Here is a 25,309-nt window from a genome sequence, read left to right on the forward strand (position 1 = left end):
TCTGGATGGATTTTTCACACATTATTGAACGCGAGGCCGATCCGGATCGGACCGTCGTCCCTGTATCGGTAGGGACCGATCGGCACGCCGTTATCCCGCTGATGTCCTAATTCAGCCGTCAGTCCGGCGCGTCGGCGCGCCCCCGAAGAACAGCGACAGGAAGCCGGGAGAGGCGGGCGCTGGTTTGGAAGGCTGGCCTGTCGAAACGCCGGCACCTTGACTCGCGTCTGCCTGCTGCTCCTGCTGGCGGATCGCCAAGCCGCCGAGTCCTGCCTGCGCCAGCCGTGCCGCGCCCTGCCAGGGAGATTGCACCGGGCTCGCATCCATGCCCTGCTCCAGCATGGCATAGGCCAGCTGCTTGCGTTTGTCGTCGATGTCGCCCTGGGTCCTGCCGGTATTGCCGGCGAAGATGGTTGGGATCATGCCACTGCCCTTTCGTAGAAGACGCGATCGAAGCCGTCGGCGTGTTCGAACACGGCATCCGGATGGATTTTTCGCACATCGTCGGACATCAGGCCGATCTGCATCGGGCCGCCGTCCTTGTATCGGTAGGCGTAAACAGGCAGGCCGTTGTCCAACGTGCCGACGCGTTTGATGTCCTCCTTCAGCCGCCGGTCGGACTTCGCCCAGCCGCCAAGGAGTGTTCCGCCGAGGCCGAAGAGGCCGCCCATCGCGGCGTTCGACTGGGCGACCTGGCGGTCGTAGAGACCCATCTTCTGGTTGAAATTTTCATTGATCAGCCCGGCCTGGTCGACGTTCGGCAGCTGCGTCGTCGGGGTGTTGACGTAGCTCGGCTGGTGGACCTGCGATCCCGACATCAGCGCCGAAATCTCGTTCAGCGGCTGGTTCCGCTCTGTCAGGATCGAATTCTGGGCATTCGAATACATGTCGCCGAGATACTGGTCGGAGGCGGCCTGCTTGCGGGTGGAAAAATCGCGCATGGCGTTGTCGTAAGCCGCCGAGCCCATCGCGATGCCCTTGTCGGCCAGGCTCTGGTCGAGGCTCGCCTGGTCGCGGTCCCACTGGTTGTTGAAGCCGGACTGCCAGTGATTATTGACATATTTGTCGACATTGCCGGCGCTCAGATCAACATTGGTGCCGAGGATACCGGAAATCTTGCCGGTCTGGTCGTTGGCGAGCCTGGCGAGGCCGAGCTGCGTCTGCTGCGTCTGGTCGTAGATCGCCTGGTTCTGAGGCGAATAGGTCTGATAGGCGGAATAGGTCGGCAGTTGATAGGTCTTGCCGGTCTGGTCTTTCATCGTCTGGTAGCCGCTGACCTTGTATTCCAGCGAGCCATCCGGCGTGTACTGGTTGGTGTGGCTCAAGCCGGCATTGGCGATGGCGGTGTCGACGTTGGTGGCCGTCTGTGCCGCCGCGGTCTGTGTCGGATCAGGCGCCTTAGGCGCCTTCGGCGTGGAGACCATAGGGGAAATCCTCCTTCATGATTGCGTAAAGCAGGCCGTCGCAGTCGCCGAAATAGGCCTGTTGGCGGCCTTCCAGCTGGGCGCCGAGCCTTGCGAGCATCGTCTGGGCGTCAAGATTGTCGGCCCGTGTCCTGGCGGTTGCGCGCCGGCAGGCGAGCTGATGCACGACATAGTGAAAGACCGATCGCATCAGCGTCCGCGTCAGCCGGTCGGCGGCAAGCGAGACCTCGACGTCATGCGCGGTCCAGACGTTGAAGACGAAGCCGGCGATGATCCGGCCGCGGTCGACATGGGCGAGCGTGGTGTAAGGCGGGTGGAAGCTGACGCCGATCCGGCCGCCGACCCAGGCAGCGATTTCCTCGCGCGGTTCGGAGACGATCAAATCGGGGTGCCTCTCTCATAAAGCACCGAGCCGCCGACAACGGCAGCTTCCGAGACCGAGCCTGAGGAGCCGGAGATCAGCGCGCGGATCGTCGGCGCCAAGGCCGAGCCGGCGCCACCGGCGGAAGCGAATTTGCGCACCAGCGAAACGCCGGGGAATTTCGAGACGCCCCAGACCGCCGCTCCCCATTTCGCCGCCGCGTTGTTTTCGACGGATGACAGCAGCGCTGTGGGAATCTTGGTCTGGTAATCCACCGAGATCCCGCCATACATCAGCGAGGAAACGCCGATCTGCGCCGTCACCCCGATCAGCTTCGAGAGCTTGGTCGAAAGCCCGTCGCCATAGCGGCTCCAGGCGCCGACCATCAGCGCGTCGATCGCCACGCCATTGTCGTTGGCGCCGACCTCGGCCTCGTAGACCGTGCCGTCGCCGGCGCCGAAGAACAGCCGGTCCTGCCACGTCGCCCAGCAGGAGGCCGGCATGCCGACGAAGCGGCACCAGGCGCCAGTTTCGGTGTTCATCACATATTGATAGGGGCCGAAGGAGGACGGCAGGTTGACGATTGCCATCTGCCGCGCGGGGAAGCTCGAAAGCTGCCATTCCTGCGAGGTCGTGCCGGTCGCCGCCACCGTCTCGCGCCATGTCGGGCCGATCCTCGCGGTAATCGCCCCGAGGCTGGTGGCGCCGCGGTCGAGCTGCACCGCCTTGGTGATCGGCACGATGCCGTCGGTCGTCATGATCGCCAGATCGGCGCCGACCGAGAGCAGGCATCGGTCGCTGCCGAGCGGCCGGCCGAGCTTGAAAGTGCCGATCAGCCCCCAGTTCGAAACGCTCGAAGGATCGGAGCCCTGGAAGACGATCACCTCGCCTTCCGAGGAGATCAGCACCAGGCATTGCTGCAGTCCTGTCGAAACCGGGATCGTCCAGACGTTGATCGCTACCAGCGTGCCGCCATATTTCATGTTGCCGCCGACCGGCAGAACCGTGGCCGCACCGCTGACGGCGTCGGTGGCGAGGTACCAGACATTGGTCGAATTCTTCTCGATGAACCAAAGGCGCGAACGATAGGCGGTGACCGCGATCAACAGCGACGAGTCCGATATGCCTGATATCATCGTCGAGGCGACGTAAGGGGTGGCGGCCGCGCCCTTTTCCAGCTGCGCATTGGTGACCGTTCCCGTCACGGTGACGACAAGCGTGCCGGCCGCCGGCGTGAAGGAAAGCGAGACGCGGTTGTTGACGCCGGTGCCGTTCAACGTGCCTGAGAAAGCGCCGGAGAGCGTGACCGAGCCGGTGCCGAAGAAGCTCAGCGTATAGGGCGTGTTGCGGACGGCAACGTTCTGAGTGGCGAGCGCTGCCGTGCCCACCAGAAAATTATTGGTCCAGGAGGTGCCGTTGAAGATCAGCGGCGTGTCGAGGCCATTGACGAGACGCAGGAATTCCTGGCCGGCCGGGTTGGTATATTGCTGCACCGACCAGTGAGCGCTCGCCATGCCCGAGACGACGGGCGCACCGGCAGCACCCCCAACTGTGACGTCGAAGATCTTGTCGCCGGCGGCGGCAAACAGCCTGTTGCTGACGCCCGAATAGGGGATGACCGTCTGCACGTCGCCGCCAAGGCCGGTTGAAAAGGCGAGAAAGCCATAGCGGGCGCGCACGCGGTTGGCCTCGGGAAAGAAATTGTCGAGCTGAAACGCCGCATCCGCGGGCATATCCGCCATCTCGACATCGGTTCGCCAGCCGCCGATCGGCGCGATCCAGTCCTTGCTCGGCGAAACGCGGCCGGTGCGCCCATTTGGAGGGACAGGTTTGCGGGTCATGGATTTGCCACCGTGATCGTGCCGGGCCAATAATTCTCGGGCGCCCCGTTCCTCGCCGGCAACGAGAGATCGACGGGGCTGGCGGCGCGGTCGGCGCCGATCGCCGCTTCCTTGGATCGCTCGAAACCGGCAAGCTCCTCGCCGTAATCGAGGCCCTTGGCCCGCTTCCAGCGCCAGATAAGCGAGAGTTCGAGGAGGTCTTCGGGAAGACGGGCGGTATCAGTGTCGTTGGCCCAGGTGTCGGCCGTCGCCGCACCGCCATTCACCGCCACCCAGAAGCCGGAGATATAGGCATATTCGATCATCTCGCCGGCAACGTTTGGGTAGATGTCGAGCTTGCCGCCGGCCATGCGCCAGATCTGCGGCACCGGGTTGGCGTTGAGGATCGTCTGGCGCTGCCAGGTCTGCGGCTCGACGGGGCCGTTGAGCTGCCAGAGGCGGGCGGCATTCCAGATCTTGGCATTGGCGGCGAAGCGGTTCCAGTCGGCGGGCGGCTCGGCCGGCTCCGGATTTGCACCGGTCGCTGCGAATTGCCGCCGCACCATCAGCGCCGACCAGTCATGCTCGCGCATCAGGTCGCGGCCGGCGCGGGTGGAAAGGATGCGCAGCTGCATGATCTGCGGATCCGCCGAGGACATGACGGCCGTCGGCGGATCGAGGTCGATTTCCGCGCAGACGTTCTGAATGATGGTCAAGAGCGACATGCGCGGATCTCCGGTTCAGAGCGGTTGGCGTGGCGGGTGAGGTGAATCTGCGTGAGGGTTGAGACCCGTGGCTCAACCCCGGTCGGTGCCCGAAGGGTCGGATGAGGGGGCGTCTTGTGTCAGCGCTTCTTCAGGCTGCTTGCCGACCGCGGGACTTGCCGCCGCTTTCGTTTTCGAACGCCTCGAAGCGGGCCGCCATCTCCCGCATCTGCTCCTGCAGGCGGGTGACTTCATCCTTCAGCCGCTCGTTTTCGGCGGCAAAGGCCGAGGCGGCGCTGGAGCTTTCGGCGGTGGCGAGATAGGCCCGGGCGGCAGCGGTCAGCTCGTTGGCGCCCATGCCGATCTTCTGCTTGGCGGTGTCGGAAAGGGCGGCGAGCTGCTCGACGGTATAGATGTTGACCGCCTCCAGCTCCTTGATCTGGCTGGGCTTCAGATAGGGCCATTGCGAAAGCGGCGTGCCGGTCAGCTGCTCGCGGGCCGCTGCCCCTTCCTTGAACCGCTTATAGGCGTCGGCAAAACGCTGTTTGTCGTTGTCGGTCACCTCGCGGTAGACCTCGGTGTGTTTGTCGCCTGATATGAAGATGCGGACGAATTCCTTATCGGCAAAAATCGGCCGGCCTTCCTTCTCGGTCAGAAAGGTCTGTTCGACCGGCTCGAGGCTGAAGGAGGCGTAGATTCCGGTGTTGTCGGGCATGTGCTGGTCTCGCTGTTGATGGCGGGGAGATGCGGGCGCCGCAGCGCCGCTGTGATGTCGTGTCCGGTGTGCGCCTCACCCTAACCCTCTCCCCGTCAAAACGGGGAGAGGGTGGCGGCAGCCGGATCAGGGGCACGCCACGCGGATAGAGGTCGGTGAAGCGGGCGCCGAAACGCCCACCGATTGTTTAGTTCACCTTCGACAGAAACGGCCGCATCAGCGTCGCCTCAAGCACACCCGTCGCCGTGATGGTGATGCCCGTGCCGTTGGCCGTGGCATTGGCCGAGAGCGTGATGCTCTGGACGACGCCGTTCGGGCTGTAGGTGATGCCCGAAATCGTCGTGCCGCCTGCGATGCCGGTGCCGGAAACCGCGGCGCCGATGAACGGGCCGGAACCGGCGCTGAGCCCGGCAATACCCGTCAGCAGGTTGGAGCCGTTGACCGTCGTTGCCGTAAACGTCTGGTTGGCGGCGGCAAAGTTGACGTTGGCGATCGCCTTGGTGGTGGCGGTGGCCGAGGCCGGGGCGCTCGCCTGGCCTGCGGTGGTGGTGGTTTCGGCAACGACGAGGGCCGCCGTTGCGGTCGCCACCTGCGACGGCGCCTGGCCGTTGCGCTGCAGCCAGATATAATAGGTGCCGGCGGCAAGGGTGATGGCACCGACCGGGCCGCCGGTCAGCGTCGGCGGCTGGGCCGCACCCGAAAAGACGCCGCAGCGCTGGCCGACGACGGCCGCCGCCGTGGTCAGCAGCGAAGCGACGTAATCCCGGGTCCACTGGAACCACTGGCCGGGCTGAAGGGTCGTCTGCGACGCCAACACCAGCTGGCAATAGACCCATTCGGATTCACGATCGCCGCCGGCAATCGCGCCGAGGGCGAAGTTCGGTCCAGGAATACCGGAGCCGGAAATGATCGGGCCTTCGACGACGAACGGGTTCGCGCCAAGACGATCGGACTGGATTGTTGCGACCGACATTTGCTGTGTTCCTTTCGTTCGATCAGGCGAACAACACGCCCTGCAGGAAGGCGTTGTTCATGGTGAGGTTGCCGGCAAAGCCCATGAGCTGGACGAAGGCATCCTGGTTGGTGTTCATGCGCTCGTCGCCGATCGGCGCCATGTCGCGGTCGCGATGGGGGCGGTAGAACAGATATTTGGTGTTCAGGAAGAACATCTGGTTGAGCGGCGCACCGCCGCCGAAGCCGCCGTCGAAAATCACGTCGGCCCCCATGTATTGCAGCGACTGGAAGCCGGCCATGCCCTTGTCCGCCGAAGTGATACGCTGGATTGCCTGCAGCGATTCCCAGTAGAGGCGGAAGAAGTTGTTGTCGGCGACGACGAGGTCGGGCGCGTCGGAGCCGCGCACGCAGGACATATAGAGCCGGTTCATGTAGCTCTGGATGTTGGCGTTGGTGGCGGCCGCACCGCCATCGGCCGAGGCCGAGAATTTCTGGTTGCGCCAGAAACCCCAGGTGGCGCGCGAAATGCCGCCGACGGTGCCGGATGTCGGCGAGGTCGAAATCAGCAGCTGCAGGCCGCCGATCTGCCGCCCGCCATCGGCCGTGCCGTCGGAATAGCAATCGAGCGCGATGTTGTTTTTCAAAGTCGTTTCGGCATTCTCGATGCGCTGCTCGAGCAGATCGAGGATCGCATCCTCGCCGGAGTTCTGCAGCTGTTCGAGGCCGGACATCGAGACGGCGACCGCGGCCTGCTTCAGATCGTATTCGGCGGCGGTGATGACGTCGGAGGGCTGGACATTGAGGATGTCATAACCGGAATAGCGCTTGAAGGTACTATTCTCTTGATACTGCAGCTCCTGGACGATGGTGCGGCCGCCGGAGATCGGCTTCTTGCGGCCGCGGCTGTTCAGACGGGTGAGAAGACCGTTGTTCTTCGTCACGTCGTCAGCGACCGTGCCGCTGCGGTTGCGCAGCGTCGTGGTGACGATTTCAGAGAGGTTGGGGGAGATGGGCATCGATCATTCCTTTGATCAGAATTGGCCTTTGATCAGACTTGGCCGCGCGAAAAACGTATGGCGTCGCGCAGCGAGTCGCGGATGGAGGTGGGCTGGCCTCTTGCCGCATCGCGGGTCGGGCCCGGCGCGGAAGAACCAGAGATGGATCGCGAGGCGCGGCGGGCTTGATCTGCCGCTGCGGCCCTCTGGGCTTGGAGTTGTGGGACGGAGGCTTGAGCAGTCTGGCTGATCAACTGCCGGCGAATGTCCGGGCGCATCCAGCATGCGGCGTCGTAGGCGTCCTGGAGCGACGTTGCCCGCCCTGCGTTGACAAGGGCGATCATGTCCTCAAGCACATCTTCGGCGTGCGCGTTTGCTGGGTCGGAAAGGAAGGCATCGACTTGAGTTTCGGTGTCCCTTTTCCGCAAAACATGTTCGACCGTCGCCTCGACATTGAAAGATCGAGGCTGCGGTTGTGATATGGCCTGCTGCGAATTCCGCTGCAGGATTTCTCCCGTCTGACCGTTGACCAGAGCGTGAAGATTGACCCCGGCCATCCTGGCGACGTGAACGACGGTGTTGACGGGATCATGGATGAGCGCCTTCTCCCAGTCGATCGCCCGGCGCATGACATCGGCATGGGTCATGCCGGCCTGGCGGATGATCGGGGTGAATTCCTCGAGCCCCTTGTAATCCTGCAGGACGCGGAAGCCGTTATCGACCTCCTGTTCCCGCTTGGCGATCGCCGCCTGCACTTCGTGGGGCAGGCTTGTGAACTGCGCCTTGGCTTCCGCCGACCAGCCGGGCGGAACCCGGCTGGCGCTCACTGCCGGCTGTTCACCAGCCTGGCCTCGCGACTGCGGTTGAAGCGCCGGCTGCGGGGGGGCCTGCGCCCCTGCCCTCGCTGCAGGAGCTTGCTCCTGCCCCTTGGCCAGAAAGCGGCCGTTTTCGCCGTCGCGCGGCTGGCCTGATATATCGCCCGGTCCACTGGCTTCGACGGTGTCGATCGCCGCTTTCAGGCTGTCGCGGATGCTGACCGGCTTATCGTCGAACGCGCCAAAATCTTCGCTGCCGTTGCCGGCCTCGTTCAGGTCTTCCATATCCATTGGGAAATTTCCTATGTCGGGGATTGATGCCCGGTTCAGGCGTTGTATTCGGCGTGCACGCGCCGCAGTTCGTTGCGGATCGCCGTTCGATCCGTCTTCGGCTTCTCGATCGGCTGCGGCTTTTCATTGCCGATCTCAACCACGCCGGCTGCCCGGTAGGCCGAGCGCAGCCTGGCTTTCGAGGTGTAATGCTTTCCGTCATGCATCGACTGGATATCGATGTTGTCGCTGACGAAATGCGGCGCCGGCAGATCCGACTGCGCCGCATTTTGCGCCGGCAGGCAATTCTGCGGCCATTGGTCGAGTGCGTGCCAGCCGCCGCAGACGCGGCAATAGCGTTCTCTCATGCTTCTGCTCCCGTTCACTGATAGTGCGGCTGCTGTGCCCGAAGTTGCTGCCCCCCGATCTGCTGCAATGCCCGCGCCGCCATCTCGCCGCGCGCCTGCTCCACCGTGGCGCGATGCTCGATCTCGGCCTCTGCGACACTGAGTTCGGCCCTGCGCTGTTCGGCACCCGCCTTCACCTCGGCGGTTTTCAGCTTGAGCATTTCGCCGGGCGAAGGCTGCGGCTCCGGTTTTGGCGCGGCTGCCGCTTGGGAAAGCTGGGCTCCCACCTGCTCCAGCGTGCTTTCGAGCTGGCGGCCGGCCCGGAAGCCGCGGGCGGCAAAGAGCAGCGTCTCAACCATCACCGGCACCAGCATCGGGCTCTGCTGCGCCATGGCGCCGGCCTGCTGCATGAAGCCGCCGACCATCTGGACGAATTCCATGCGGCGCTGCTTTTCGGCATCCTCGTCAGGCTCGATCGTCGAATCCGTCTCGATCTCGATCTGGAAGCCGCGAATGCTGTCATTGCGCAGCAGTTGGACCACCTCGTCGATCGTCGGCTGCTGCATCATCTGCTGCAGCCGCGGCGGTATATCGGGCGGCGGTGGTGCGGGTTGCCCCATCTGCTGCGCCCGCATGGCCGCCTGCTGTGCCGCCATCTGCATCTGCTGCATCTGCATTTGCGCCTGCTGTTTCTCGGCCATCGTCGGCAGCTTGATGCCGCTCACCAGCATCAGCGTTTCCGGCTGGAACTGGTCGCAGATGATCTCGCCGGCAAGGCGGATGATGTCGCGGGCGAAGCGGGCAAGCTCGGCCTGGCGGTCGCGAATGCGGATCGAGCCCCACTGGCTCTTGATCCGCTGCGCCGTCGCGGTTTCGGAGGCCTGCGTGTCGCCGCGCACGATGTCCGAGATGCCGGTGATCTGGTAGACATCCTCGATCAGCTGCTTGCGCGCCTGCATGCAGGCGACGATCACCTTCTGCACCTCGTCGATCGGCAATGTCACGATCGCCTTCGAGCCGCCCTTGTCGGTGAAGGCCGCCCATTCGGGGATCGGCACCATCACCATGTCGTTCTCAGGCCGCATCGCCTTTTCGATCGCCGGCGAGACCGCGCCGTCGCCGGAGGGGTAAAAGACTTTCAGCCGCAGCTGATCGGTCAGCTTGTTGATGCGCTTGGTGAGAAGATCGATCTCCTCGCATTGCTGCTGGTAATAGACATAGTCGGGAACCGGGATCAGCGAGCTCGTCGACATCGTGCCGTAGGCCGGGCGCGGGCAAGGCCAGAAATGCGTCAGGTCGAGCGGCGGCTCGGAGACCTCGAGCGCCACCGGCGAACCGTCGGCGATCCAGACGGTGTAGTTCTCGCTCTTGCACCAGATTTCCCAGACATGGGTCTTGCCTTCATTCTCCAGGCGCTCGGCCTGGCTGGCGCCCTTATTGCCGATTGAACCTTCGGCCGCCCGCGATGCCATGGCCTCGGGGCCGAAGCGCTTTTCCATCTCCTCGTCGGTCATCGGCACGCGCCGCGCCACCCAGGTCACATCCTTCCAGCGCCGCGCCGGCGAATGCAGGAAATCCGACCAGTGGACATAATCGATGCAGACACGCTCGTCGCTGATCGCTTCCGGCCGCGCCTCGCCCATCTCACCGGGCAAAGCCTCAGCCGCCGGGTCCGAGGGCTGGACGCCCATATCGAGCGGCTCGAAATCGGCCTCGTAACGCAGCCACACCGTGCCGCGGGCGCAGAGCAGGAAATCGTCGCGCACCGCCCGCATGATCGAATCGATATCGGCTTCATCGCCGGTATAGGCGAGATTGCGCTCGACCAGTTCCGAGGCAATGCGCGCCACCGGCTGTGCATCCTTGAAGCGGCGCTCGACCACCGGCTGCGGCACGCGGGCATAGACCGCCGGCTGCATCACCGAAGTATTGGCCCAGAGCATCGGAAACCGGCGCTTGGCGGCGCTCGTCTGGTCCGATTGCTGGTCGAGATAGATCTTCTCGATCTTGACGCAGCGGTCGTGCCAGGACTTGAAATAGCGCTGGGCGCGTTCCAGCTCCTGCTGCCAATGGGCGCCGACCTTTGCCGGGTCCCAGCGCTGCCCGCTCTCTGAAGCCGTTATTTCGTCTTCCATCAGACACGCTCGCTCTGTCTTGGGGTGGCATCGGCAAATTCGTTGAATGTCATCGTCTGGAATGTCGGCAGCGGCTTACGCTCTGGCTTCAGCGGTTCCGGCGCCAAGCCGGTGAAGATGATCGCCAGACCGCCGAAGGCATCCGCCCCATGCGACGCCCAGTTGTGCAGCGGCTCGTCGCGGAAGACGGCGAGATCCTCGTCCCAGTCCTTGCGGTAATTGCGCAGGCATTTGATGCCCTCGGCGCAGCCGGCCTGGTCGAACTCGATCTTTGCCAGGATGCGGCGGGTGGCGTTGATGCGGTCATGCACATAGGCGCGCTCGACCTTGCGCACCGTGCCGAGGCCGCGCGCCTTGACCTCCTTCAGCATGACTTCGATGCGGGTCATGCCGCCGCGCGTCCATTCGCGGACCTTGATGTCGTGCGGCATGTTGTGGACGCCGTAGACATAACCATTGTCGCCGCCGCGCCGCTCCAGCTCGCCGAGCATGCCGTCCATGCCGGTGCCGGTATGTTCGAAATAACCGATCATCCGGATACGGCCGGGCAGCACCTGAAACAGCCAGACGCTGTTGGTATCGTCCATGCCGATGTCGGAAATGGTGTGGACGGGATAACCGTCCACATGCGGGAAAACCCCGATGCGCTCCTCAGCGTCCGCCACCGCCATCTGATCGGCATAATAGGCGCCCTCGACACTTGCTTCGAAAGCCTCGGCCGGCGTCGAGGGATATTCGCGCTTCATGTCGCCGAGCTGGGTCTCGGCCTTCTTGACGTACCAGGCCTTCTGCCCCTCCGTCAGGGTGATGCCCTGTTCGGCCAGCTGGCCGAAATATTTGGCGAAAGCGTCGCTGATGATGACCCCCTGAGGCGCGACCGCATATTGCGGCTCCTTCCACCAGGGGAAGAAATGGAACTTGAAGTCGAGTTCGGTCAGCTCCAGCGCTTGGCGCTGCTTCACCTGGGCATCGTCGCAGAGCGCGTAAAAATGCCCTTCCTGGCCTTCCGCCGTGCTTTCGATGAACACAAGCTGGCCGGCCTGCACCGTATTCAGCGCGCCAGTGCGCACTTCCCGCGCCTTGTCGGGATATTTGGCGCAGAGCTTGCCGTATTCGGAGATGTGCAGATATTGCAGCGTTCCCGAGCGCAGCGAGGTGCCGACGCGGATGCTCGAATTGTTGGCGAGCAGCAGTTCGGCCTGGTTGGCCCGGACGATAGGCACGGCGTTGCGAATACCCTCGGGCAGATTGTCGTAGGGATATTTGACCTTGTCCCGGAAGATCGTCTGCACGTCGCCGAGCGTATGGGCGATGGTGCCGGCGCGGATATCCCGGTTGAAGACGCAGGCATCGAGCATGAAGATCTGGATGAAGGTGGTCAGGCCGAGCTGGCGGGCCTTCAGCAGCACGTTGAGGTAATGCATCTCCTCGAAAAACGTCATCTGCGTCCAGTTCATTTCGAACCTGACGCGCCGGCCGGATTTGTCGGTGATCCAGTAGAGATTGTTCAGCCGCCAGCGCCAGTCGGAAAACTGGTCAACCGCCGTTTGGAAGTCCGCGGGTTTTGCCATTGATATCTTCCAGCAATTGCGAGACTTCGCCGGTTGCGCCCTGTTCGGGCTCGGCTTTCGAGCCGTATTTCTTCGGCCTGAGCTTCTCGGCGACCCATTGGCGGGTGGCGATGCGCAGCTGCGAGCGCCGGATCGCCTCGCCATTCTCCTGCCAGCCGGTGGTCTCGCCGGCGGCGTTCTTCTTCTCGATCCAATCATTGCTGCGGTCGTCGGCAATCTCGACCAGCTCGTCGACAAAGCCGTCGGCCAGGATCTCGCGCGCCAGCGCATAGCGCGCCCGAAACGCCGCCTTGCCGTCATCGGCGAGCCAGGAGAGCACCGTCGATTTCGCCGGCATATCCTCGTCCCGGCAGATCGACCGCAGGCTTTCCCGATCGGCAATGCGATCGCAGATCTTCTCGGCCAGCGCCTGGGTGAACTTGGTCGGCCTGCCCATGCTCTGCTTCCGAAAGGCTTAGAACAACGCGACGATATTGGACGCCGTCGTCCCGGTCAGCGCCACGATGGCCGCATGCACGGGCAGGATCGTCCCGGCCGGCACGCTCCTGAAAATGACCGGATCCATATCCCGCCGCGGCGCAATCGCCACATCGCCCGCCGTGCCGATATAAAGCGCCCGCGCGCCGACAATCGCACTATCATTCGGCGTCACCACGGCAGCCCGCGAGGCCGGCGCAATCGAAGCGTCCATTGCTGTTCTCCTTGTGAGGTGGTCTTCGATGTGGGCGGCCGCAGGGACTTAGCTCCGATAGGCCTGGCGAAACGCCCACCCACCCTCCGTCATCCCAGGCCTCGAGCCTGGGATCCATGCCCACGTCTGGCAGAGGCCACGTGGATCCTCGGGTCAAGCCCGAGGAGGAGGAAGAAAGGGGTGAGCACTTTGCCAAACCCGCCGTGGCGTTCGGTGACTAGCCGTGCAGCCTCGGCAAATGCATGCGAACGAAGAGCGATACCGACTTGATCATCGACATTGCCTTCGGATTCAATATTCGCAGCTTGGATTTACGGTAGTGATAAATGATCCGCCGGGGGGTGATCAAGCGCTAATGCGGCCTAGAATCAAGCCTGCCCGCCCCATTTGACGGCAGCCCCTCTGGCGCCCGGCTGCGGAATTGGCGCAAACGCCACCCCACCCTCCGTCCTCCCCGGCCTTGAGCCGAGGATGCATGCCCGCCGCTGATGGAAGCCAGCGTGGACCTCGGGTCGAGCCCGAGGAGGACGGAGCAAGGGGTGAACTCTGTGGCAAACCTGCGATTGCGCTCAACGACCTTGGCCGGCTCGCAAGTCTTGGTGAGCAACGCATTCGGCGGCAAGGACGACACCGATTTGATCGTCATTCGGTAAGGATTCAAATTTTGCAGCTTGGATTTACGGTAGGCTTAACCGACTTGCCGGGGGGTGATCAAGGCCTTTCAAGCATAGCATGAGCGAGGCTCAGCCTAAAACTCTGCTCTGCCCGACCCAGTTGGCGGCAGAATGTCCCGGTTTCCGACAAGTTTGGCGAAAACGCCACCCCACCCTTCGTCCTCCTCGGCTTTGAGCCGAGGATCCATGCCCGCTGCTGATGGAGGCCCGACGTGAATCCTCGGGCCGAGGAGGATGGAGCAAGGGGTGAACTCTGTGAGAAATAGCGGTAGTGAACTCTTTCCCGCCCAGCCCCATCAGCGCCTTTGCCAACCGTCAAGTCCGGCGTAAAATTAGCATTCTGTCGCTCAAACGATGGAGGCGTCAGTGAAAACCGCGAGACTTTTTCTTTGCCTTGCCGCCTTTCTAGGTATCACGCTCGCCGAAAACCGGGCCGATGCCGACGAAATGGTGCGGTTTGAAAGCGCTCCCGTCACGCTCAGCGCCTTTCGAATTCGCAAGGCTGCGGAACAAGGCAAAATCCTTTCGCAGCCGCCAGGCACGCCATTGCTCGGATATTTGTCCCGCCCTCCGGGCGACGGCCCGTTTCCGGCGGTCGTGATCATGCATGGATGCGACGGCATGCGTCCGAGCGTCAAGGACCTCTGGCCGAAGCGGCTGGTCTCCTGGGGTTACGTCGTGCTTGTTGTCGACAGCTTCACCACCCGCAATATCATGGACACCTGCCGAAGCTCTCTGCCCGACCGGGTCTTCGACGCCTATGGCGCTTTGAATTTCCTATCGAAATCGAGCTTCGTCGATATCAGGCGCGTCGCACTGATGGGCTTTTCCACGGGCGGCACCGCGACGCTGGAGGCCACAAAGATCGAGGGGAACGAACAGCTGATGGAGCACAAATTCAAGGCGGCGGTCGCCTATTATCCGGCCTGCGCCGCCAGTCAGGGCGATGCGACGGTGCCGACCCTGATTTTAAGCGGCGACCGAGACAATTGGAGCCCGGCTGAGCCATGCCGCAAGAGGCTCGCCCGTATCGGTGACGATGCCCCGCCCATCGAGTTCAATCTCTACAAGGGCGTTTATCACAATTTTGATGCCGCGGAATTCGCGGTGGGAAGAAGGGTGCTTGGACATATCGAAAAATACAATCCGGACGCCGCAGCAAAGTCCATCCGCAGCGTTTACGCGTTTCTTCGGACATCCCTGTCGAGATAAAGGTCGGCCGCAATCGGCAAGACGCTGCCATGCGGAACGCCGAGTTCGGCATCACCCCCCCAACCTCCGTCATTCCAGGCCGTGAGCCTGGAATCCATGCCACCGCTGATGGGGGCCGGCGTGGATCCCCGGGTCAAGCCCGAAGAGGACGGAGCGTGGAGTGAACTCTGCGGTAAATCAGCGACGTATGGCATGCCCACCCGTCATCGGAGGCACTACCGCGAAAGCATCGCCTGTAATCGCCGTTGCAAGGCGGGATGTTCGGCAGACATGCGAACCTGACCAAGCGCGTAACGCATGGCGGGCGTAAACGGCAGCCAATGGTGCAGATGATCCAGCAGTTCATCCGACATCATGTCTTCGAGCGGGCCAGCGCCCAATTGACCGAGCGCCTCCTCGTGATCGGGCAATTTGGCTTGCTCGACAATGGCGAGAACCCGCTGCAATACCATCTCTTTCGGATCGTGAAGCAGGATCGTCGACCAGTACCATCCGCCGGGATCCGCCAGATAGGCCTGGATATAGGCTTCAGCGGCAATCGATGGCTTTCCAAGGCCGACCATGTCAGGCAGCCAGGCAAGATCTGACGCGATGGCGCTGCGTGTGAAAACATGGGTTGCGGAAGTATCGGAGCTGCGATGTCTCTTGATCACTTCGGGCGATCCGCGTTGATGGCAACAGGTGATTTATCGCGCCGCAGAATCTTCATCAAGTCCGACCACAATTGTCGAGTCCACTGTGGCGAAACGCGCGGCCCCGGCAGGTCCCGCGCGCTTTCATCGCCATCACTTTTATCGCAAGTTCAGATGCTGCTCGGCCGCCCGGAGGTGGTCGATTGGCTCGCCGACGACAGAAAATCCTCGTCGGCGGTCGGCAGCTTTCCCTCAGGCGTCAGATCATCGACGGCCTTGGGGAGATCGCGGCTCAGCCGCCCGAGAATCTCGTCTCGCGACAGGCCGGTATTCCGGGCAATCTCGTTCAGGACATCGGGGCCAAGGGCTTCGGCGAGCTGGCCATCATTGATCTCGGCATTCTGGCCGGGTTTTACCCATGAGTCGATCTTGTCGCCATGGCCGTTCTGCTGAAAGGTCGTGAGCAGATCGCCGAGACCGCCGCTGACGATGCCACCGGAGGTCAGCCCGCCGAGAAGGCCGCCAAGACCACCCGAACCGCCCAGCCCGCCGAGGATGCCGCCGAGCCCGCCCGGCTGCTGGCCGCCGGAGCCAGCCGACTGCGGGTTCTGAATGCCGCGCAGGAGTTCCCCGATCTTGTCTCTGTTCTGGTAGCCGGCAACGGCAAGAACGGCGAGAAGCGCCTTCAATTGACCGCTCATCATGATGAATCCTCCCAAGGTTCAAAGACTGCAGCCGACCCGTGCAGAGCGCTGCATGGGCAGCAATGTCCGGCGCGCCCAAAGGTTCCGCGCCGCGCTCTCAAACCCGGCCCGTCCAACTCGTCGCTGACGCAGTTCAGATTTCCGGGCAGCCGCGGCGGTTGGCAAAGGTCATTCGATCTGGTCCCCGGCGCGTCATCCCTTGGACGACGATGCTGCGCGGCGACATGCGGACGATCTGTGCCCGGCGAAGTCCTTCGCTGCGGGCGATGTCGAGCGCATCGTTGGGATCGCAGCCGCGCCGACCTCGGCGTTCATATCCGTCATAGCGGTCAAGATCACGGTCGCGATCGTAAACACCGACACCGCCAGGGCCGACCCGCAATTCCAGATCCTGCGCAGCCACGATCGTCGGCGAGATCGTCAAGCCGGTCATGGCGGCGAGGCCAACCAGGATGAATTGAAGAGATTTCCGCATGAGTTTCTCCCAGGATTTTGCGCTGTATCGCAATACCAACCTCGCCATGCGGACTTTGTTCCTGAAGGCTGAGGGCCTGGGACTTTGGTCGGAATGTGCGGCGCGGCTTACCTATGCGGGAGCTTTTGGTTGCCATGGAAGTGTTAGGCTCTCTCCGGCGGGCAGCGCGCGCCCCGTCAAGACGCGCGCGCCATCAGCCAGCTTTAGCGAAAACCACCGCTGGCAGCCAGCCGTTCGCCGGTCATCCAGCGGGCGTCGTCGGAAGCGAGGAAGACGGCGACGCCGGCGATATCATCCGGCTGGCCGACGCGGCCGAGCGGCGTCTGGCCGACGACGACCTGCTCGAAATCCGAGCCGATGACGCCGGCCGTGTGCGCGCCCTCGGTCTCGACCATTCCAGGCAGGATGGCGTTGACGCGGATCTTGCGCGGGCCGAGTTCCTTGGCGAGCACGCTGTTGATGCCCTCCAGGGCGCCCTTGGTGCCGGTGTAGACGGCAGAGGCCGGCGGCGCCATGCTGGTGACCACCGAGGAAATGTTGATGACGCTGCCGCCCTCGCCGAGATGCTTGACCGCCGCCTGGGTGGTCAGGAGAACGCCGAGAACGTTGACGTCAAAGATGCGGCGATAATGTTCCTCGGTCACTTCCTCGATCGACGCGAATTCGTAGACGCCCGAATTGTTGACCAGCACGTCGAGCTTGCCGAATTGCTTGACGGCGGCATCGACAAGGCCCTGCGCCTGTTCGGCCTTCGAGACGTCGCCCTGCACGGCGATCGCCTTGCCGCCGGCGGCGCTGATAGCGTCAACCACGGCGTCTGCTCCAGCCTTGCTCGAAGCGTAATTCACCACCACTTGCGCACCTTCGGCCGCAAGCGCCTTGGCAATCGCGGCGCCGATGCCTTTGGAGGCCCCCGTGACCACAGCGACCTTTCCCGTAAGCTTAGCCATATCCAATTCCTTCTGATCCGGACTGCCGCCGAAACTGGCGGCCTTGTTCCGTAGTTCGGAAATTCGGAACTGTTGATCTTGATGTCAAGGGTCGCTATATAAAATTTGATGAGACCGCTTTTTCACCCCGCATTGGAGGACATCCGGCCCGAGGCGATCCTCTATGCGCTTTCCGATCCGGAGCGCGCCGCAATTTTCGCCTGGCTTTCCGGTGCCGGCTGCGGCAGGACCTGTTCGGCACTTGGCCAACTCGGCGAGCGCGTCATCCCGAAGTCGTCGCTGTCGAACCATTTCAAAGTGCTGCGCGAATCCGGCCTGATCCTCAGCGAACGCCAGGGTATCGAGATGCGCAATCAAACCCGCTGCGCCGAGCTGGACGAGCGTTTCCCCGGCCTGATCAAGGCCATTCTGACGGCTTACGGAGAGCTTCCCGGGCAGCCGAAGGCGGATTGAGCCGTCGGCAGACCGCTTGGCGACACCCTTGCGCCCTGACTTCCGTCATTCCAGGTCTTCAGCTGCTCGAACGAATTCACTCGTCGGCATGACGTTGGATCGCCTCGGCCAGATCGATCCAGTGCGGGCGACTATTCCACCAATGAACATGATCCGGCGCGGGAAAGGATGGATCGGCAAATGTGCCGCCTGCGATGACGACCGAGCCGGGGAAGTATGCTCCGGATTTCGAAAATCCACCGCCGCCGCAGATCCGGCAAAACGCTTTCATCACATCAGCTGTGCTTTCGCCCTGCGGATACCATACGGAATAGTCTCCGGAAACGACCCGGACATTCTCCTCGCGGAACCATACATTGTGTGAAAGCGCGCTGCCGGATGCACGCTGACAACGTCTGCAGGTGCATATGTGGTTGTGCAAAGGATCGCCATCGACCTCCAGGGACAGGGCGCCGCAGCTGCACTTGGCATGAAAGATCGGCATGTGATTGTTCCGTGTTGACAGACGGTTGTCGATCTTACGGTTCTGCAATCGACAAGGTCCATCGGAAATTTCAAGCCTTTCGATGCGAAATCGTCCGTCCGCTACATCCCCTGCAGCCGCGCAGAATTTCACGCTGCCCGCGGGCCAGTCCGCTCGCGAGCTTGCTTCGCTTTCGAAAGCTGGCGAGCTGCAGTCCCACCGCTACTCCAGAACAACGACGGCTTCGACCTCGAAGAGCATGGGGTCGATCGCCAACTTGGGAACGGGGATCAAAGTCTGCGCCGGCAGGGCCTCGACTTCCTGCTCGATGGCCTCGTTCCCGAACAATGAATTCGTCGTTTCAGCATGCCGCTGGTGAGGCCGGCGTCGATCCTCGGGGCAGGCCCGCGGAGGACGGAGGGTGGGGTGAGCTCAGTGGCAAACTCAGCGACGTTCGTAGCTCAGCCTCCATTACCCCCGGCATCGCGCAGCAACAGCCAAATTCCCAGGGTGGGAGCGCTGGTATCACCAGCTTGTGCAAGCCTTCAAAAAGCAGTTAGCTGGCATCGTTGGGTAGCGCATGCCGGGCAGGCATTGCGCTACCTGCTGAGACAGGTCCGCATTTCGGGGGAAATCGCGTGCGCTGGTCCAAACCGCTCAGACTGCATCTCGGCGTCCTGGTCGTCGCGTCGCTGCTTTGCACATCGGCGCCGATCATCTGGATGGCATTCAGCCATGGAAGCGAAGCTGCGGTCAGCGCCGGCGCGCAGCAGATGCGGGCGATGAGCTTGCGGCTGATCGAGGGATACCGCAATACGCTGCAGGGCGGCACCGAGGCCGTGGCGCTGGCCTCCACCCTGCCGCAGCTCATTTCCCCGCCGCCTGAGGACATCAAGGCAAAACAGCAATTCTTTCAAGAAGTTCTGCGAAACGTCCCGAACGCCACCAGCGTTTACGCCGGCTATCCCGATGGCTCCTACCTGCAGGTGATCAACACGGCCCGGCGCGACGTCCGCCAGACGCTGGCCGCACCCGATGGTACGGCTTTCGCGATTAGAATGATCGCACGGCGACCAGCGGCCGATATCGTCTCGACGCTTGGTTTTGTCGACAACGATGCAAAGCCGATCGCGGAGCGCACGATCGAGGATACATCCTTCGATCCGCGGCAACGCCCCTGGTATCGATCCGTCATTCAGGACGGCGCGCCGGTGTCCGTCGGGCCCTATATCACCGGGACACTGAATGTTCCGACGCTGACGATCGCAGCCCCGCTGCGGGACGACGGCAAGGTGGTGCTCGGCATCAACATTCACCTGCAGACCGTCAGCCGGCTGCTCGACGCAGCTGAGATCTCGCCGCGGGCCCGCGCCTACATCATCGATGCCGACGGCAATCTCGTCGCCCATTCCGACCCTGATATCATGAGCAGGATCATCGCATTATGGTCGAGAACATCAGGCGCCTTTGCCACGACGGCAAACGGTTTCGACCCGAGCCTTAAAACCGTGGTGCGGCTCAGGCAGGACCCGGCCTTTGCCGGCGGTGGCTTGGCGCGGGTCGATTTCGATGGCGAAACCTATCTTGTGCAGATCGCCCCGGTCAGCGTCTCCGGCCTGTTCACGGGCAGCGTGGCTGCCATCGTCGTGCCGCTGGCGGATCTGGTGGCGGAAGCCCATCGGCTGCTGGTGCGCAATCTCTTCATTGCCGCCGCCTTGGTGATCGCCGGTGTCGGCGCCTCGGTGCTGCTGTCGCGCATGGTCAGCCGCTCGCTCTATCGGCTGGCCGACGAGGCGCGCAGGATCGGCGATCTGGATGTGGGGGAGAAACCGATGGCCCACTCCTGGATCAGCGAGATCAACACGCTGGCAAACGCCCTGGCGGCCAGCCGTCATGCCATCGGTCAGTTTGCGCTTTATGTGCCGCGTGAAGTGGTCCGGCAGATCGTCAACCCCGAGACGAGAGCGATCGTCAGGGCGAAGCGACAGGATGTGACGGTGCTGTTCACCGACATCAAAGACTTCACGACCATCGCGGAACAACATTCGCCCGAGGAGGTGGTCGACACGCTTTCTGCCTATTTCGAACTGCTGAACACCATCGCCGAGCGGCATGGCGGGGCCGTCGTGCAATATCTCGGCGATTCCATTTTCGTCATGTGGAACGCCCCGGTCGACGATATCAGCCATGCCGAACATGGTTGTCGATGCGCCCTGGCCATGAAAGCGGCGGTCGACGGGTTGAACGAAGCCAATCTCAGCAATGGCCGCCCCGAGCTTTTGACTCGATTTGGATTGCACACCGGCCCGGCAGTCGTCGGCAGCTTCGGGGCGATTTCGCGCCAGCAATATACGGCGATGGGCGATACGATCAATGTGGCGTCACGGCTCGAAGGCATGAACAAGGAGCTGAACACATCGATCCTGGTCAGCGCCGCCACCCGCGACGCCGTCGCCGACCGCTTCACCTTCCGCCCCCTCGGCCTCGCCCCGGTCAAGGGACGCGCTGAGAAGGTCGACATTTGGGAGCTTGTCGGGGAAATCAAAGACTGAGGATTATGTATGGGATGGGAAGCGCTGGAGCTGTGGGGCAAGGACGCGGTTCGCATCGAAAGGCTCTCCGGCGGAGTTGCCAATGATGTCTGGAGCCTGCGCATCCGCGGCCAACTTGCAGTCGGTCGTCTGGGGACCAGGAGCGACGCTGATCTCGCTTGGGAAGCAGAACTCCTACGCCACCTCGACCGCGAAGGTCTGAGCGTGCCGGTGCCGATCCCGACGGCCGATGGCCGCCTCTTCGCCGATGGTCTGACAGTGATGGAATACATGCAGGGCGGGCCGCCCGAGACGGAGGCCGACTGGCGTCGCGTGGCCGAGACACTGCGCGAGTTGCATGGGTTGACGCAGGGCTGGCCGCAGCGCCCAGCTTGGCGATCCTCGACTGACCTCCTGCACGCCGAAACGGGGACGAGGATCGACCTTGCCGCGATGCCGCCAAATGGCGTCGCCCGATGCCGCGCGGCGTGGGCGCGGCTTGTCGGTCGCGAAACAAGCGTCGTCCACGGCAACCCGACCAACCCCGGCAACATCCGCATGACCGCAAACCGCGTCGCCCTGATCGACTGGGATGAGTCGCATGTCGACGTGCCCGACCTTGACCTCGTCCTGCCCCACAATGCAGCCGGTCTGGAAGGCATCGCCTATGACATCGCCGCGCAAGCATCGGCAGCATGGGAAGCCGCCATCTGCTGGGACGACGAATACGCCGTCAAGCGGCTTGCCGAAGTTCGCACGCTCTGAGCAGTTTCGGCGAACCGACGGGCTGCGTCGGGAACCTCCCGCGACGACCTGCCCCGTGAACGGAAGACCCTTGAAAAGAAAAAATGTCATCAGCAATTTGCGGCGAGGCCGTTTCAGGATAGACTGATCGCTGTCCGTGCCCTCTCGCACGGCACGCCTTCATTGGCGCAGGCGACAGAGCACGAACGGCCCCATGGGTCTTCCCTGCAATCGCCACCCTCCCCCCATCATCGCTAACCATTGGAGCCCGAGACAATGATCTCAGCCGACTATTGCCGACTCATGGCCCGCTACAACAGCTGGCAGAACACCTCACTCGTCACCGCCGCCGACGGGCTGACGCATGCGGAACGCTGGAAGGATCGGGGGGCGTTCTTCCAATCGATCGCCGCGACGCTGAACCATCTTTATTGGGCCGACGCCCTCATCCTCGCGCGATTGAAGGGCAATGAGCGGCCCGAGGAAACCATCACGCACTCGCTGACAAGCCCGTCGGATTGGGATGCATTCAAGGTCTTGCGGCTGCAACGCAACGCCGAAATCGAAGGCTGGGCGCGAGGATTGCGCGACGCGGAGCTCGACGGCATGCTTGTCTGGTATCCCGGCGATGGTGCAACGCGGGTCGAGAAGCCGAAGGCCAACTGTGCGATCGAACTTTTCAACCACCAGACCCACCACCGTGGCCAGGTCCACGCGATGCTGACGGCAGCGGGCGCAAAGCCGGAGCCGACCGACCTTTCGCGTCTGGCGTAGTATTTCCGCCATCGGCTCGGCGAACCCGCCTGCAAACGGCGGCGCGTAAACCTGCACGTTGCAGATTGTGTCGTTTTCGCATCACTTTCTGTCAGGTTGCAAATTCCCGGTTGGCAAGCGCGGTTGCCTTCGCTACAAGAGGCTCACCGCGTCAGATCGAACAAAAGGGAGGCGTTGCATGACATCATCAGCAATCACCAAAATCCTCCCGTGCGGAATGAACCGACACTAGGTCATTTCCATTCGCGGCCCGCCTCCAGCGCGCCCGACATGCGGTTTTCACTCTCTTCATAGCCCGATGATCTGACGGGATCATTTTGTCTCCCGCTTGGGCTGTGCCATTTAACTCTCGATTTTGAGGACCGGTTGCCGATATGCGGCCGGGTTGGTTCAAATGACTCGCAAGAAGCTCGATTTCCGCGCCGATGCCTATCGCAACGTGCTCGGCTTTATCTTTCATCATTGGAGCCACCGGCCTGGATTGGTGGGTCTCATCATCGTGCTGGTGATCTCAAGCACGCTCGCCGAAGTCATGGTGCCGGTCTTTTCAGGCCAGATCGTCGATGCCATCGCCGGCGGCAATCCGGCCGACAGCGCCCTCAGCGCCTTCGTCATCGTCGTCGCCTTGGGCTTCACCAGCGTGGCGCTGCGCTATTTCATCTTCAACGGCATCATCCGGCTGACGCTGCGCACCATGGCGGATGTGACCAATGGCGGCTTCCACAAGGTGCAGCGCTTCTCCACCGACTGGCACGCCAACAGCTTTGCCGGCTCGACCGTACGCAAGATTACCCGCGGCATGTGGGCGCTGGATTCGCTGAACGACCTGCTGCTGGTCGCCCTCCTGCCGTCGATCGTCATGCTGGTCGGCGCCAGCATCGTGCTCGGCAGCTATTGGCCGGTCATGGGCCTGATCGTCAGCCTCGGATCGCTGATCTATATCGGCGTCACCGTGGCGCTTTCCATGGGCTTCGTGTCGCCGGCGGCAAGGCTTGCCAATGCCTGGGACACCAAGCTCGGCGGGGCGCTCGCCGATGCAATCAGCTGCAACTCGGTGGTCAAGGCATTCGGTGCCGAAAACCGCGAGGAGACCCGGCTCGGCCGTGTGCTCGGCACGTGGGACAGCCGCACGCGGCGGACATGGAAGCGCGGCACATTGAGCGGCACGATCCAGGGCTTCATGATGGTCTCCATGCAGGCCGGCATTCTGGGCACGGGCCTCATCATGTGGCAGCAGGGGCTGGCGACGCCTGGAGACGTCACCTTCGTGCTCGCGATGTTCTTCGTCCTGCAGGGCTATCTGCGCAATGTCGGCCAGGACATCCGCAACCTGCAGCGTGCCGTCAACGACATGGAAGAGCTGGTGCTGCTCGACAAGATGCCGCTCGGCATCGAGGACGGGCCGGGCGCGACGCCCATCGCGATCGACCAGGGCGAGATCGTCTTCGATCGCATCACCTTCCAGTATGGCGCGCATCCCAGCCCGCTTTATGAGGACTTTTCGGTCACCATCAAACCGGGCGAGCGTGTGGGCCTTGTGGGCCATTCGGGTTCGGGCAAGACGACCTTCGTCAAGCTCATCCAGCGTCTCTACGACGTGAATTCGGGCTCGATCCGCATCGACGGACAGAATATCGCCGAGGTGAGGCAATCCAGCCTGCGCAGCCAGATCGCCATCGTGCAGCAGGAGCCGATCCTGTTTCACCGCACGCTGGCCGAGAACATCGCCTATGCCAGGCCGAATGCCTCGCGGCGCGAAATCGAGCAGGCGGCGAAGCAGGCGAGCGCCCACGACTTCATCCTGAGCCTTCCCAAGGGCTATGAGACGATGGTGGGAGAACGCGGCGTCAAACTCTCGGGCGGCGAGCGGCAGCGCGTCGCCATCGCCCGCGCCTTCTTGGCCGATGCACCGATCCTGATCCTCGACGAGGCGACCTCCAGCCTCGACAGCGAGAGCGAAGTGCAGATCCAGCAGGCGATGGAACGCCTGATGGACGGCCGCACCACACTGGTCGTCGCCCACCGCCTGTCCACGGTGAGGGCGCTCGACCGGCTGCTGGTCTTCGACAAGGGCGAAATCGTCGAAGAAGGCGACCACCAGGCGCTGATCCGCCGCCCCGACGGCATCTACCGCCGGCTGTTCGAGCGGCAGGCGCTGGAGCTGACCAAGGGCCTGGTGGCCTGAACCGAAACGCCAGGGCTATGCTCTGGCGTTTCCTTTTTGCGGCTCAACGCACAATGGCTGCGCTGTTCGGCAGATGGCGGTGGTCCCGGCGGGAGCCCGCTTCGTGCAGATTGCGCCATTTGCGCACGACGGCCCGCACTCATGCAGAAACACATCCGAAACACTTCTCAATGAACTGCGTTCGGAGTTTCTAGAGCATGTCGCGCAAAAGTGTGCCGCGGTTTTGCGGCAACGACATGCGTAAAAACAAAGAGCTAAAGCACGTCGCATGAATCAAATTTGGCACGACGCGCTTTAGCCGTTATTCCGACGGTTTGGAGAAGCCGCGGTAGAAGCGTGTCGGCTGCAGCAGCGAACTGGCGATGTTGGCGACGATCGGCCCATCCGCCTCGCTCTTCGCCCTCGCTTCCTGCCACTCGCGATCGGCGATGAACTCGGCCCATTTCTGCTCGCGCTCCGAAAGCGACCGCCATTCGAGCAGGTAGGTCAGATCGTTGCTGGAAGGACCGATCATCGTCGTCCAGAAGCCGAGTGAGCGGATGCCGAGCCGTTCCCAAATCGCCAGCGTCGCGGTCTCGAAACGCTGCTGCAGTGCCGGCAATCTCCCCGGCAGACATGTATAGATGCGCAATTCGTGGATCATCGGATGCTCTTCATGTTGGATCAGGCAAGATCGTCCATATCGTTCAGCGCCGGAAAAAGCGAGGGCC

Annotated in this window: 26 protein-coding genes and 1 pseudogene; 6 read left to right on the top strand and 21 right to left on the bottom strand. The window is 62.8% G+C overall.

Annotation, left to right across the window (positions count from 1 at the left end; genetic code table 11):
• Positions 1–111: 111 nt before the first annotated feature.
• From FHX03_RS00935 to FHX03_RS01000, 14 genes are all read right to left on the bottom strand, one after another.
• Positions 112–423 (bottom strand): hypothetical protein, encoded by a 312-nt coding sequence (locus FHX03_RS00935; protein ID WP_183777431.1) that lies wholly within the window; start codon positions 421–423, stop codon positions 112–114.
• On the bottom strand, positions 420–1,424 hold the full coding sequence (locus FHX03_RS00940; RefSeq protein WP_183852042.1) for a tail fiber domain-containing protein: 1,005 nt from the start codon (positions 1,422–1,424) through the stop codon (positions 420–422). Before FHX03_RS00940 ends, FHX03_RS00935 begins: the two co-directional genes overlap by 4 nt.
• A complete protein-coding gene (locus FHX03_RS00945; RefSeq protein ID WP_183852044.1) occupies positions 1,399–1,806 on the bottom strand; it encodes a GNAT family N-acetyltransferase in 408 nt (135 codons plus the stop codon). Before FHX03_RS00945 ends, FHX03_RS00940 begins: the two co-directional genes overlap by 26 nt.
• Complete coding sequence (locus FHX03_RS00950) at positions 1,803–3,626, bottom strand: hypothetical protein (RefSeq protein WP_183852046.1); 1,824 nt, start codon at positions 3,624–3,626, stop codon at positions 1,803–1,805. The genes FHX03_RS00945 and FHX03_RS00950 overlap by 4 nt, the downstream gene beginning before the upstream one ends.
• Positions 3,623–4,330 (bottom strand): hypothetical protein, encoded by a 708-nt coding sequence (locus FHX03_RS00955; protein ID WP_183777427.1) that lies wholly within the window; start codon positions 4,328–4,330, stop codon positions 3,623–3,625. The genes FHX03_RS00950 and FHX03_RS00955 overlap by 4 nt, the downstream gene beginning before the upstream one ends.
• Positions 4,331–4,460: 130 nt before the next feature.
• The gene (locus FHX03_RS00960; RefSeq protein ID WP_183852048.1) at positions 4,461–5,024 is read right to left on the bottom strand and encodes a hypothetical protein; all 564 of its coding nucleotides are present in this window, start codon (positions 5,022–5,024) and stop codon (positions 4,461–4,463) included.
• A gap of 187 nt (positions 5,025–5,211) precedes the next feature.
• Positions 5,212–5,997 carry a hypothetical protein gene (locus FHX03_RS00965; RefSeq protein WP_183852050.1) on the bottom strand — a complete coding sequence of 262 codons (786 nt, stop codon included), beginning with the start codon at positions 5,995–5,997 and terminating at the stop codon, positions 5,212–5,214.
• Between the two features lie 22 nt (positions 5,998–6,019).
• Positions 6,020–6,994 (bottom strand): phage major capsid protein, encoded by a 975-nt coding sequence (locus tag FHX03_RS00970; protein WP_003587937.1) that lies wholly within the window; start codon positions 6,992–6,994, stop codon positions 6,020–6,022.
• Positions 6,995–7,026: 32 nt separating this feature from the next.
• A complete protein-coding gene (locus tag FHX03_RS00975; protein WP_183777424.1) occupies positions 7,027–8,079 on the bottom strand; it encodes a hypothetical protein in 1,053 nt (350 codons plus the stop codon).
• Between the two features lie 35 nt (positions 8,080–8,114).
• A complete protein-coding gene (locus tag FHX03_RS00980) occupies positions 8,115–8,426 on the bottom strand; it encodes a hypothetical protein (RefSeq protein WP_183777423.1) in 312 nt (103 codons plus the stop codon).
• A 14-nt stretch (positions 8,427–8,440) separates the two neighbouring features.
• A complete protein-coding gene (locus tag FHX03_RS00985; protein ID WP_183852052.1) occupies positions 8,441–10,540 on the bottom strand; it encodes a hypothetical protein in 2,100 nt (699 codons plus the stop codon).
• Positions 10,540–12,111, bottom strand: a complete 1,572-nt coding sequence (locus tag FHX03_RS00990; RefSeq protein ID WP_183777421.1) for a terminase — start codon at positions 12,109–12,111, stop codon at positions 10,540–10,542. The genes FHX03_RS00985 and FHX03_RS00990 overlap by 1 nt, the downstream gene beginning before the upstream one ends.
• Entirely contained in the window at positions 12,077–12,547 is a 471-nt protein-coding gene (locus FHX03_RS00995; protein ID WP_097627429.1) for a terminase small subunit protein, read from the bottom strand. Before FHX03_RS00995 ends, FHX03_RS00990 begins: the two co-directional genes overlap by 35 nt.
• Positions 12,548–12,565: 18 nt before the next feature.
• Positions 12,566–12,802 (bottom strand): hypothetical protein, encoded by a 237-nt coding sequence (locus FHX03_RS01000; RefSeq protein ID WP_064837378.1) that lies wholly within the window; start codon positions 12,800–12,802, stop codon positions 12,566–12,568.
• Positions 12,803–13,842: 1,040 nt separating this feature from the next.
• On the opposite strand from FHX03_RS01000, the gene FHX03_RS01005 reads away from it, so the two are divergent.
• Positions 13,843–14,688 carry a dienelactone hydrolase family protein gene (locus FHX03_RS01005; protein ID WP_183777420.1) on the top strand — a complete coding sequence of 282 codons (846 nt, stop codon included), beginning with the start codon at positions 13,843–13,845 and terminating at the stop codon, positions 14,686–14,688.
• Positions 14,689–14,903: 215 nt separating this feature from the next.
• Here the strand turns inward: FHX03_RS01005 and FHX03_RS01010 are convergent, their stop codons facing one another.
• The 4 genes from FHX03_RS01010 to FHX03_RS01025 all read right to left on the bottom strand — a co-directional run bounded on the left by FHX03_RS01010 (position 14,904) and on the right by FHX03_RS01025 (position 17,449).
• The gene (locus FHX03_RS01010; protein WP_183777419.1) at positions 14,904–15,341 is read right to left on the bottom strand and encodes a hypothetical protein; all 438 of its coding nucleotides are present in this window, start codon (positions 15,339–15,341) and stop codon (positions 14,904–14,906) included.
• Between the two features lie 149 nt (positions 15,342–15,490).
• Positions 15,491–16,024: a YidB family protein gene (locus FHX03_RS01015; protein WP_183852054.1), complete on the bottom strand. Its 534-nt coding sequence runs from the start codon at positions 16,022–16,024 to the stop codon at positions 15,491–15,493.
• A 133-nt stretch (positions 16,025–16,157) separates the two neighbouring features.
• Complete coding sequence (locus FHX03_RS01020; protein ID WP_183777418.1) at positions 16,158–16,499, bottom strand: hypothetical protein; 342 nt, start codon at positions 16,497–16,499, stop codon at positions 16,158–16,160.
• A 203-nt stretch (positions 16,500–16,702) separates the two neighbouring features.
• Positions 16,703–17,449, bottom strand: coding sequence for a glucose 1-dehydrogenase (locus tag FHX03_RS01025; RefSeq protein ID WP_097627421.1), 747 nt, complete (start codon positions 17,447–17,449; stop codon positions 16,703–16,705).
• Positions 17,450–17,557: 108 nt separating this feature from the next.
• Here FHX03_RS01025 and FHX03_RS01030 point away from each other — a divergent pair, with 108 nt between their 5' ends.
• Positions 17,558–17,902, top strand: a complete 345-nt coding sequence (locus FHX03_RS01030) for an ArsR/SmtB family transcription factor (protein ID WP_097627419.1) — start codon at positions 17,558–17,560, stop codon at positions 17,900–17,902.
• Between the two features lie 76 nt (positions 17,903–17,978).
• Here FHX03_RS01030 and FHX03_RS01035 read toward each other — a convergent pair whose 3' ends face one another.
• Positions 17,979–18,386, bottom strand: a complete 408-nt coding sequence (locus FHX03_RS01035; protein WP_183852057.1) for a GFA family protein — start codon at positions 18,384–18,386, stop codon at positions 17,979–17,981.
• 201 nt (positions 18,387–18,587) lie between these two features.
• Positions 18,588–18,680, bottom strand: a pseudogene (locus FHX03_RS01040) (RidA family protein); the annotation flags it as partial.
• A 323-nt stretch (positions 18,681–19,003) separates the two neighbouring features.
• On the opposite strand from FHX03_RS01040, the gene FHX03_RS01045 reads away from it, so the two are divergent.
• The 4 genes from FHX03_RS01045 to FHX03_RS01060 all read left to right on the top strand — a co-directional run bounded on the left by FHX03_RS01045 (position 19,004) and on the right by FHX03_RS01060 (position 24,599).
• Positions 19,004–20,917 (top strand): adenylate/guanylate cyclase domain-containing protein, encoded by a 1,914-nt coding sequence (locus FHX03_RS01045; RefSeq protein ID WP_183852059.1) that lies wholly within the window; start codon positions 19,004–19,006, stop codon positions 20,915–20,917.
• A gap of 9 nt (positions 20,918–20,926) precedes the next feature.
• A complete protein-coding gene (locus FHX03_RS01050; RefSeq protein ID WP_183777413.1) occupies positions 20,927–21,661 on the top strand; it encodes a phosphotransferase in 735 nt (244 codons plus the stop codon).
• 255 nt (positions 21,662–21,916) lie between these two features.
• On the top strand, positions 21,917–22,414 hold the full coding sequence (locus tag FHX03_RS01055) for a DinB family protein (protein WP_183852061.1): 498 nt from the start codon (positions 21,917–21,919) through the stop codon (positions 22,412–22,414).
• A 394-nt stretch (positions 22,415–22,808) separates the two neighbouring features.
• Positions 22,809–24,599, top strand: coding sequence for an ABC transporter ATP-binding protein (locus tag FHX03_RS01060; protein WP_183852063.1), 1,791 nt, complete (start codon positions 22,809–22,811; stop codon positions 24,597–24,599).
• 301 nt (positions 24,600–24,900) lie between these two features.
• Here the strand turns inward: FHX03_RS01060 and FHX03_RS01065 are convergent, their stop codons facing one another.
• Complete coding sequence (locus FHX03_RS01065; RefSeq protein ID WP_183852065.1) at positions 24,901–25,242, bottom strand: NIPSNAP family protein; 342 nt, start codon at positions 25,240–25,242, stop codon at positions 24,901–24,903.
• Positions 25,243–25,309 lie beyond the last annotated feature (67 nt).

Source organism: Rhizobium sp. BK456, assembly GCF_014194045.1.
GTDB lineage: Bacteria > Pseudomonadota > Alphaproteobacteria > Rhizobiales > Rhizobiaceae > Rhizobium > Rhizobium redzepovicii.

What these genes read in the sequence shown, in the direction of transcription:
- FHX03_RS00935 (WP_183777431.1), bottom strand. Translation starts at nt 423, where the DNA reads ATGATCCCAACCATCTTCGCCGGCAATACCGGCAGGACCCAGGGCGAC.
- FHX03_RS00940 (WP_183852042.1), bottom strand. Translation starts at nt 1,424, where the DNA reads ATGGTCTCCACGCCGAAGGCGCCTAAGGCGCCTGATCCGACACAGACC.
- FHX03_RS00950 (WP_183852046.1), bottom strand. Translation starts at nt 3,626, where the DNA reads ATGACCCGCAAACCTGTCCCTCCAAATGGGCGCACCGGCCGCGTTTCG.
- FHX03_RS00955 (WP_183777427.1), bottom strand. Translation starts at nt 4,330, where the DNA reads ATGTCGCTCTTGACCATCATTCAGAACGTCTGCGCGGAAATCGACCTC.
- FHX03_RS00960 (WP_183852048.1), bottom strand. Translation starts at nt 5,024, where the DNA reads ATGCCCGACAACACCGGAATCTACGCCTCCTTCAGCCTCGAGCCGGTC.
- FHX03_RS00965 (WP_183852050.1), bottom strand. Translation starts at nt 5,997, where the DNA reads ATGTCGGTCGCAACAATCCAGTCCGATCGTCTTGGCGCGAACCCGTTC.
- FHX03_RS00970 (WP_003587937.1), bottom strand. Translation starts at nt 6,994, where the DNA reads ATGCCCATCTCCCCCAACCTCTCTGAAATCGTCACCACGACGCTGCGC.
- FHX03_RS00975 (WP_183777424.1), bottom strand. Translation starts at nt 8,079, where the DNA reads ATGGATATGGAAGACCTGAACGAGGCCGGCAACGGCAGCGAAGATTTT.
- FHX03_RS00980 (WP_183777423.1), bottom strand. Translation starts at nt 8,426, where the DNA reads ATGAGAGAACGCTATTGCCGCGTCTGCGGCGGCTGGCACGCACTCGAC.
- FHX03_RS00985 (WP_183852052.1), bottom strand. Translation starts at nt 10,540, where the DNA reads ATGGAAGACGAAATAACGGCTTCAGAGAGCGGGCAGCGCTGGGACCCG.
- FHX03_RS00990 (WP_183777421.1), bottom strand. Translation starts at nt 12,111, where the DNA reads ATGGCAAAACCCGCGGACTTCCAAACGGCGGTTGACCAGTTTTCCGAC.
- FHX03_RS00995 (WP_097627429.1), bottom strand. Translation starts at nt 12,547, where the DNA reads ATGGGCAGGCCGACCAAGTTCACCCAGGCGCTGGCCGAGAAGATCTGC.
- FHX03_RS01000 (WP_064837378.1), bottom strand. Translation starts at nt 12,802, where the DNA reads ATGGACGCTTCGATTGCGCCGGCCTCGCGGGCTGCCGTGGTGACGCCG.
- FHX03_RS01015 (WP_183852054.1), bottom strand. Translation starts at nt 16,024, where the DNA reads ATGATGAGCGGTCAATTGAAGGCGCTTCTCGCCGTTCTTGCCGTTGCC.
- FHX03_RS01020 (WP_183777418.1), bottom strand. Translation starts at nt 16,499, where the DNA reads ATGCGGAAATCTCTTCAATTCATCCTGGTTGGCCTCGCCGCCATGACC.
- FHX03_RS01025 (WP_097627421.1), bottom strand. Translation starts at nt 17,449, where the DNA reads ATGGCTAAGCTTACGGGAAAGGTCGCTGTGGTCACGGGGGCCTCCAAA.
- FHX03_RS01030 (WP_097627419.1), top strand. Translation starts at nt 17,558, where the DNA reads ATGAGACCGCTTTTTCACCCCGCATTGGAGGACATCCGGCCCGAGGCG.
- FHX03_RS01035 (WP_183852057.1), bottom strand. Translation starts at nt 18,386, where the DNA reads ATGCCGATCTTTCATGCCAAGTGCAGCTGCGGCGCCCTGTCCCTGGAG.
- FHX03_RS01050 (WP_183777413.1), top strand. Translation starts at nt 20,927, where the DNA reads ATGGGATGGGAAGCGCTGGAGCTGTGGGGCAAGGACGCGGTTCGCATC.
- FHX03_RS01055 (WP_183852061.1), top strand. Translation starts at nt 21,917, where the DNA reads ATGATCTCAGCCGACTATTGCCGACTCATGGCCCGCTACAACAGCTGG.
- FHX03_RS01060 (WP_183852063.1), top strand. Translation starts at nt 22,809, where the DNA reads ATGACTCGCAAGAAGCTCGATTTCCGCGCCGATGCCTATCGCAACGTG.
- FHX03_RS01065 (WP_183852065.1), bottom strand. Translation starts at nt 25,242, where the DNA reads ATGATCCACGAATTGCGCATCTATACATGTCTGCCGGGGAGATTGCCG.